Origin of the sequence: Sphaerisporangium perillae (assembly GCF_023276435.1) — a bacterium.
GTDB classification, from domain to species: Bacteria; Actinomycetota; Actinomycetes; order Streptosporangiales; family Streptosporangiaceae; genus Sphaerisporangium; species Sphaerisporangium perillae.
On the sequence record NZ_JALLPO010000022.1, the window covers coordinates 151,601 to 158,999 of the forward strand.

The 7,399-nt window shown below is 69.0% G+C and carries 7 protein-coding genes; 3 read left to right on the top strand and 4 right to left on the bottom strand.

The window, feature by feature from the left end; all coding sequences use genetic code 11:
- The 3 genes from kdpA to MYF83_RS22630 all read right to left on the bottom strand — a co-directional run bounded on the left by kdpA (nucleotide 1) and on the right by MYF83_RS22630 (nucleotide 3,025).
- Entirely contained in the window at nucleotides 1–1,662 is a 1,662-nt protein-coding gene (gene kdpA, locus MYF83_RS22620) for a potassium-transporting ATPase subunit KdpA (RefSeq protein ID WP_248962611.1), read from the bottom strand.
- Nucleotides 1,662–1,751, bottom strand: a complete 90-nt coding sequence (locus MYF83_RS22625) for a potassium-transporting ATPase subunit F (protein WP_248962612.1) — start codon at nucleotides 1,749–1,751, stop codon at nucleotides 1,662–1,664. Before MYF83_RS22625 ends, kdpA begins: the two co-directional genes overlap by 1 nt.
- A gap of 128 nt (nucleotides 1,752–1,879) precedes the next feature.
- Nucleotides 1,880–3,025: an acyl-CoA dehydrogenase family protein gene (locus MYF83_RS22630; protein ID WP_248962613.1), complete on the bottom strand. Its 1,146-nt coding sequence runs from the start codon at nucleotides 3,023–3,025 to the stop codon at nucleotides 1,880–1,882.
- Between the two features lie 410 nt (nucleotides 3,026–3,435).
- Between MYF83_RS22630 and MYF83_RS22635 the strand changes: the two genes are divergently transcribed.
- Together MYF83_RS22635 and MYF83_RS22640 are read left to right on the top strand one after the other, a co-directional pair.
- Nucleotides 3,436–4,617: a hypothetical protein gene (locus MYF83_RS22635; protein WP_248962614.1), complete on the top strand. Its 1,182-nt coding sequence runs from the start codon at nucleotides 3,436–3,438 to the stop codon at nucleotides 4,615–4,617.
- Nucleotides 4,614–5,477, top strand: a complete 864-nt coding sequence (locus tag MYF83_RS22640) for a class F sortase (protein ID WP_248962615.1) — start codon at nucleotides 4,614–4,616, stop codon at nucleotides 5,475–5,477. Before MYF83_RS22635 ends, MYF83_RS22640 begins: the two co-directional genes overlap by 4 nt.
- Nucleotides 5,478–5,608: 131 nt before the next feature.
- Here MYF83_RS22640 and MYF83_RS22645 read toward each other — a convergent pair whose 3' ends face one another.
- Nucleotides 5,609–6,031: a RidA family protein gene (locus MYF83_RS22645; RefSeq protein ID WP_248962616.1), complete on the bottom strand. Its 423-nt coding sequence runs from the start codon at nucleotides 6,029–6,031 to the stop codon at nucleotides 5,609–5,611.
- Between the two features lie 135 nt (nucleotides 6,032–6,166).
- Between MYF83_RS22645 and MYF83_RS22650 the strand changes: the two genes are divergently transcribed.
- Nucleotides 6,167–7,069: a LysR family transcriptional regulator gene (locus MYF83_RS22650; RefSeq protein WP_248962617.1), complete on the top strand. Its 903-nt coding sequence runs from the start codon at nucleotides 6,167–6,169 to the stop codon at nucleotides 7,067–7,069.
- The last annotated feature ends 330 nt before the right edge of the window (nucleotides 7,070–7,399 follow it).

Here is a 7,399-nt window from a genome sequence, read left to right on the forward strand (position 1 = left end):
TCAGGAAAGTCCTTCTGCGAGCGGTCCGAGCGCCAGCGCGGGGAGGAACGTCAGGGCGACCAGGATGATCGTGACGCCGACGACCATGCCGACGAACTGCGCCCGGTGGGTCGGCAGCGTGCCCGCCGACGCGGGGACGGGGGCCTGCCGCGCCAGGGAGCCGGCCAGGGCGAGCACGAAGACGATCGGCAGGAACCGGCCCAGCACCATGCACAGCCCGAGCGCCACGTCGTACCAGGGGGTCCCGGCGGTCAGGCCGCCGAAGGCCGAGCCGTTGTTGTTCGAGACGCTGGTGAAGGCGTACAGGACCTCGGAGAAGCCGTGCGGGCCGCTGTTCAGCATGGCGGCCCGCTGCTCGGGCGAGCCCATGGCCAGGGCCGTACCGCTCAGCACCAGAGCGGGAGTGACCAGGAAGTACAGCGACGCCAGCTTGATCTCCCGCGCGCCGATCTTCTTGCCGAGGTACTCGGGCGTGCGGCCGACCATGAGCCCGGCCACGAACACCGTGATCACCGCGAGGATCAGCATCCCGTACAGGCCCGAGCCGGTGCCGCCGGGCGCGACCTCGCCCAGCATCATGTTGAACAGCGTCATCATCCCGCCGAGCGGCGTGAAGGAATCGTGGGCGGAGTTGACCGCGCCCGTGCTGGTCAGCGTGGTCGGGGCGGCGAACGTGGCGGAGCCGGGGACGCCGAACCGGACCTCCTTGCCCTCCATGGCCGCGCCCACGGCCTGTGGCACGGTCGCCTCACCGGCCAGCTCGAACACGTTGGTCAGCACGACGCTCGCCAGGGCGATCACGGCCATCACGGCCAGGATCGCCCGGCCCTGGCGGAGCTGGCCGACCATCCTGCCGAAGGTCCGCGGCAGCGCGAACGGGATCACCAGGAGCAGGAAGACCTCCAGCCAGTTGGTCCAGCCCGTGGCGTTCTCGAACGGGTGCGCCGAGTTGACGTTGTAGAAGCCGCCGCCGTTGGTGCCCAGCTCCTTGATGGCCTCCTGGCCGGCCACGGGCCCGCCGGGGATGAGCTGGGTGCCGCCGGTCAGCGTGGTGACCTCGTGCGGCGCGGCGAAGTTCTGCACGATGCCGCCCGCCACCAGGACCAGCGCGGCGACGAAGGCGATCGGCAGCAGGATGCGCAGCGTGCCGCGCACCAGATCGACCCAGAAGTTGCCGAGCAGCTCGGTCCGGTTCCTGGCGAAGCCGCGTACGAGCGCCATGGCCACCGCCATGCCCACCGCGGCCGAGACGAAGTTCTGCACGGCCAGCCCGGCCATCTGCACCAGGTAGCCCATCGTGGACTCCCCCGCGTAGGCCTGCCAGTTGGTGTTGGTCACAAAGCTGACCGCCGTGTTCCAGGCGACGTGGTCGGGCACCGGGGGGAGGCCCAGGCCGAGGAACAGCCTGTCCTGGAGGCGCTGCAGGCCGTACAGCGCGAGGACGGAGACCACGGAGAACGCCAGCAGGCTGCGGGCGTAGACGGCCCATCGTTGCTCGGCGCCGGGATGCACGCCGATCAGGCGGTAGACGCCGCGCTCGACGAGGCTGTGCCGGGTGCCGGTGTAGACCCGGTACATGTAGTCGCCCAGCGGGCGATGGGAGAGCGCCAGGGCGATGATCAGCGAGGCGATGAAGAGGACCCCGGCGGTGGTCGCGCTCATCAGAAGCGCTCGGCGAACAGCAGGGCCACGACCATGAAGACCACCAGGGCGGCGGCCACCACCAGGCCGGCGGCGTTGACGGCGCTCACAGGCGCTCCACCGCGCTCACGACCAGCCTGACGATCGCGAAGACGGCGATCGTCAGGGCCACGAAGATGACGTCGGCCATCCGCACTCCTCAGATACGGGTCGACCGGCCGCCGGTCGTACGGGTCGCTCAGAAGCCGAAGGAGCGGCCGATGATCTCCTTCATGATCTCGGTCGTGCCGCCGTAGATGGTCTGCACGCGGCTGTCCATCCACGCCTTCGCGACCGGATACTCCGTCATGTACCCGTACCCGCCGTGCAGTTGGAGGCAACGGTCGATGACCTTGTGCTGGAGCTCCGTCGTCCACCACTTTGCCTTCGCGGCGTCCACGACCGTGAGCTCCTTGGCGTTGAGCGCGCGGATGCACTTGTCCACGTAGTGGCGGGCGATCTCCACCTCGGTCGACAGCTCGGCGATGACGAAGCGGGTGTTCTGGAAGGCGCCGATGTTCCGGCCGAACGCCTTGCGGGTCTTGCAGTACTCGATGGTCGTCTCCAGCACCGACTCCGCCGCCGCCACCGCCGCCACCGCGATCGACAGCCGCTCCTGCGGAAGGTTCGCCATGAGCTGGAAGAAGCCCTGCCCCTCCTCCTCGCCGAGACGGTTGGCCACCGGGACGTGGACGTTCTCGAAGAACAGCTCGGCGGTGTCCTGCGCGTGCATGCCGATCTTGTCCAGGTTGCGGCCCCGGGAGAAGCCGTCCATTCCGCGCTCGACGACCATGAGCGTGGTGCCACGCGCCCCCGCCGACGGGTCGGTCTTGGCCACGACCACGACCAGGTCGGAGTTGATGCCGTTCGTGATGAACGTCTTCTGCCCGTTGACGACGTAGTGGTCGCCCTCGAGGACCGCCGACGTCTTGATGCCCTGCAGGTCGCTGCCGGCGCCGGGCTCCGTCATGCCGATCGCCGTGATCAGCTCGCCCGAGGCGAAGCCGGGGAGCCAGCGCTGCTTCTGCTCGTCGTTGGTGAGATCGACCATGTACGGAGCCATGATGTCGTTGTGCAGCCCGAAGCCGAGACCGGTCGCACCGAACCTCATGATCTCTTCGACGATGACCGCGTTGTAGCGGAAGTCGGTGATCCCGGAGCCGCCGTACTCCTCGGGAACCGAGAAGCCGAATATCCCCAGCTCACCGGCCTTCTTCCACACCTCGCGCGGGATGATCCCGTCCTTCTCCCACTGCGCGTGGTGCGGTGCGACCTCGCGGGTCATGAACTCGCGCACGGTCTCGCGGAAGAGCAGATGCTCCTCCTCGAAGAGGTCTCGCTGCATTCTCTTCCTCCTTGGGGGTACGGCACCAGAATACGATTCTGGTGCTCGGCGGGGCATGGCACCCCTTGCCTCCAGGTACACCCCGCTACGTCACAAATCAGCCACGTTCCGCATCATCGGCTCATCCGTAAGCCCGCCATAAGTGTTGAAAGTCATACGATCTACCTCGGCCCGCCACGGGCCGCGGGGTGATCGGAGGCGACGTGAACGGGTGGAGTTCCAGAACTCGCAGATCACTGGCGGCGGTGGGCTTAGCCGCCTCTGCGAGCTTTGTAGCCCTCCCGGCAGCTCCGAGTGCAGCCGATACGACCTCCTACAGATTCCAGTACACGTGCAGTAACGGTGCTTTTCTGCCGGCGCCGCAGCCCCGAAAGATCGAAGTAGAAGTCTCGGTCCCCAAGACGGTGCATGTGGGCGAACGCATACCGCTGGAGTGGACGGTTCTGGGTCAGTCCCCGCTGGTGTCATCCGCGAAGCTCGCGGCAGGGGGCCGGCTCTCGGTCACCGGCACCGTCGACGTGACCGGTCTTTGGCAGGGCCAACTCGATTCCACAGGCAGCAAGGACGAGGGCGAACTCGGTCCCGGTGCCATTCTGGAATTGCCTGCTGCCATCTCAGGTTCGGTCGCCACTTCTAAAGAAGGCAAGCTTTCCATCACACCCCGAGACCTGGTGTTCGATTTCACTCCTCCTGCGGAGACAGTCCCTATCAATGACACGGCCAACCTGAAAGAACCGACGAATCTGGAGCAGGGGCCGATCACTTACGCTGGTGATTGGGTGTACGCGGGCAACCGCGCGGGGCTGGGCGACCATGACGAGGACGTGCACGCCGCCACCGATGTCGATGCCAAGGCGACGGTCACTTTTGTGGGGACCGGTATCGAGTTCCTCGCCGAGCAAGCCGACAACATGGGAAAAGTGCGGATCTCGGTCGACCCGTCAAACGGAACCGACGTGACCGTGGTGAACGCCTATGCGAAAGGCGTTCCCCATGAGCATCCGTTGACTCAGCAGCTCCTGTGGTCAAAGACCGATCTGCCGTATGACCGGCATACGGTCACGTTCGAGAAGGTGCCAGATGTCCAGGGTGAGGGTCCGTATATGGTCATGGACCGCTTCAATTTGATCACCGGCGTCCTCAAGAGCCCTCCGAAGTACTTCAAAACCACATGCAAATACATGGGAGAAGCCAGCCTTGCGACCGTGGACGTCCTGCCAGCCTCCAACAATGGCGGTAACGACAACAACGGGACCGGGGGGAACGGGCAGGTCACTGATGGGGATGACTCGGTTCGGGGGGTAGTCATTGTTCCAGGGGACGGATCTGGGCATGGGGCTCCTACGGCTACCGCTAGCCCGACGCCCAAGGCGACGAAGACCACCAAGAAGCCGAAGCCCAGTACGACTCCTCAGGTGCGGGTGACGCCGAAGGGCGGAGCGCATACGGGTGAGGCTCCGGAGCACGACACCTCGGCCCCGGCCCTGATCGGGTACGGCACCGCGCTGACGCTGGGCGGGCTGGTGGGCGGTCTCGCGCTCAGACGCCGCCGCGCGGCGCACAGGACCCTGGGCCGAGGGAACGCGGGTTGAGCGCGCCGGAACCACCCGGCCCCAAGGCCACGGGTGACGACGCTTCGGGCGCTCGTAGATCATGGAAGAGGGCCCTGCTCCCGGTGGCGCTGACGGTCGGGTCCCTCGCGGGGATCGGAGCCGTGATGGCCGGCACGCTGGCCTACCTCTCGCCCGCGCAGGACGCCGCATCGGCGGCCGGCGCGGAACCGACGCCGTTCACGGCCCAGGTGGCCCCGGTCGACGTCACCGGCGACCCGCCCCAGGACGGCTCGCCCGCCATCGACCCCGGTACCGACCCGGCGGCGGCAGGCGGCGTGGCGACGGTCGGCCCGGGGGGAGTGAACGCCCCCCTCGTCGAGGCCGCACCGGCCGCGTCGCCGCCGTCCCCCGCAGCCGTGCCGGTGACTCCGCTCCCCAAGTCCGCGCCGACGAGGATCCGCATCCCCGGGATCGGCGTGAACGCGCCGCTGACGTCGGTCGGGGTGGAGAAGAACGGCGAGATCGAGGTGCCGCCGCTGAGCCGGCCGAAGCTGGCGGGCTGGTACCGGCTCGGACCCGCCCCCGGTGAGATGGGTCCGGCGGTGATCCTCGGTCATGTGAACACCCGCGGTGGCCCGGCGGTGTTCAGCCGGCTGCGTGAACTGAAGCGCGGTGACAAGGTGACGGTGGTCCGGCAGGACGGTTCCACGGCGGAGTTCACGGTCGACGGCGCGGAGCAGGCGAGCAAGAACCGGTTCCCGACGAAGCGCGTGTACGGGCACGTCGACCGGCCGAGCCTGCGGCTGATCACCTGTGGCGGGGTCTTCAACCCCAAGGCGCACAGCTACACCGACAACATCATCGTGTACGCGACCCTCTCGGCGTCCGCCCGCCGCTGACGTGTGCGGCACGCGGGTCCGGATCGCTCGGTCGCCGAGGCTCCGGCCCGCCCTCGTGCCGCGTCGCGGATCGTCCCGCAGGCAGGCTCCGGGCACGGTGTCAGGCACGGAATCCCCGGGGCCGCCCGCCGTCATGTGCCGGGGGCGTCCGTCCGGACGAAGGCGGTGATCTCCACCTCCAGGACCGCGCCGGGGAGGAAGAGCCGGCTCACTTCCACGGTGGTGCTCGCGGGCGGCGGCGTGTCGCGGAACGCGCGCTGGCGCACCGCGCCGTAGCCCGGCAGGTCGCCGAGGTCGGTCATGAAGGTGCGGATGTGCATCACGTCCGAGAAGGTCGCCCCGTGGGCGGCGAGGATGGATCCGATCAGCTCGAAGACGCGTTCCGACTGGGCGGTGACGTCGCCCGGGGCGACGACCTCCCCGGCGTCGTCGACGGCGACCTGCCCGGAGAGTACGAGCATCGTCCCGCCGCCGAGGTCGAGGCGTGCGACGTGGGAGAAGCGGTCGCCGTATGGCGCGGCGACGGTCGCGGGGTTGTCCAGCGTCATGCGCATGAGGTGCTCCTTGGCCATGAACGGGGAGAAGAGGGGACGGCGCGTCGCCATCACCCGCCGAAGACACTACGGAGCGACAAGCCCCGCGACCAGCGAATGTCTGGCATATCCGACATGCCTAACTAGCATGGCCGCATGCAAGTCGAATCCCTTGAGGTCTTCCGGACCGTCGCCCGATACGGCTCGATCACCACGGCGGCGCTGGCGCTGCGCTACACCCAGTCGGCGGTGTCCCGGCAGATCGCCACGCTCGAGGTCCAGGCGGGCGCGCGGCTGTTCGACCGGCTGCCGCGCGGGGTCGCGCTGACCGACGAGGGGCGGTGCCTGCTCCCGCACGCGGAGGCGGTGCTCGACCGGCTGGCCACCGCGCGCCTGGAGCTCGACGCGCTGCGCGGCCTGGGCGCCGGGCGGCTGCGGGTCGGAGCATTTCCCACCGCCGTCGCCGGGCTCGTGCCACAGGCGCTGGCCGCGTTCCGGGAGGCGCATCCCGGCGTCGTCCTGTCCCTGGTCGAGGGCCGCACGCCGGAACTGCTCGACCGGCTCCGCGCCGGGGAGGCCGACGTGGCCGTCGTCAGTGCGTCACCGGACCGGCCGGTCGACGCCACCAGGTTCGAGCTGCGCCACCTGCTCGACGAACACCTGATGGTCGCGGTGCCGCACGACCACCGGCTGGCCGGCAAGGGCACCGTACGCCTCGCGGACCTGGCCGAGGACGCCTTCATCGTCGGCTCGGCCACCGCGGAGGACACGCTGATGCGTGCCGACTTCCCGGCGGGCTTCAATCCCCGGGTCGACATCGTGGTCGCCGACTGGACCGGCAAGCTCGGCTGCGTGGCCGCCGGTCTCGGTGTCGCCCTCATGCCGGCGCTCGCGGTGCGCGCGACACCGGCCGACGTCGCCCTGCTGCGGCTGCACACGCAGGACGCGCCGGTACGCCAGGTCTTCGCGGCCACCGTCGCGGGGCGCGACCCGCGCCCCGCGGTCACCCGGCTGCTCCACCACCTGGACGAGGCCACCGACCGGCTTCCCGTCTCCTGACGGGGCCGCAGGCGGTTCATCGAATCTCCTTAAGCGTGGAGAGCCCTGCCTTCAGGCGGGGGAGGATACGCGGCCCGGTGTGGGAGTCCCCGGCCATAGGTGGTCGGGACGCAGTATGGCGAGCCCCCGCTCCACCGCGCGGGGCGGATCTCGCTGGGTAGCTTCCCCCCGGTCGCGGTCCCCTGGTTCCTCCGGTACGACGGCCCTGTTTCGCCCGGTAGGACGGTCATCAACACGGCGCCGCGTCGGCGGGACGCGGTACGGCGATGTCGGCGCCGCTGTACGTCGAGCAACGTGGCGAACGTTCGCCGGGTCATCCGCCGTACGACG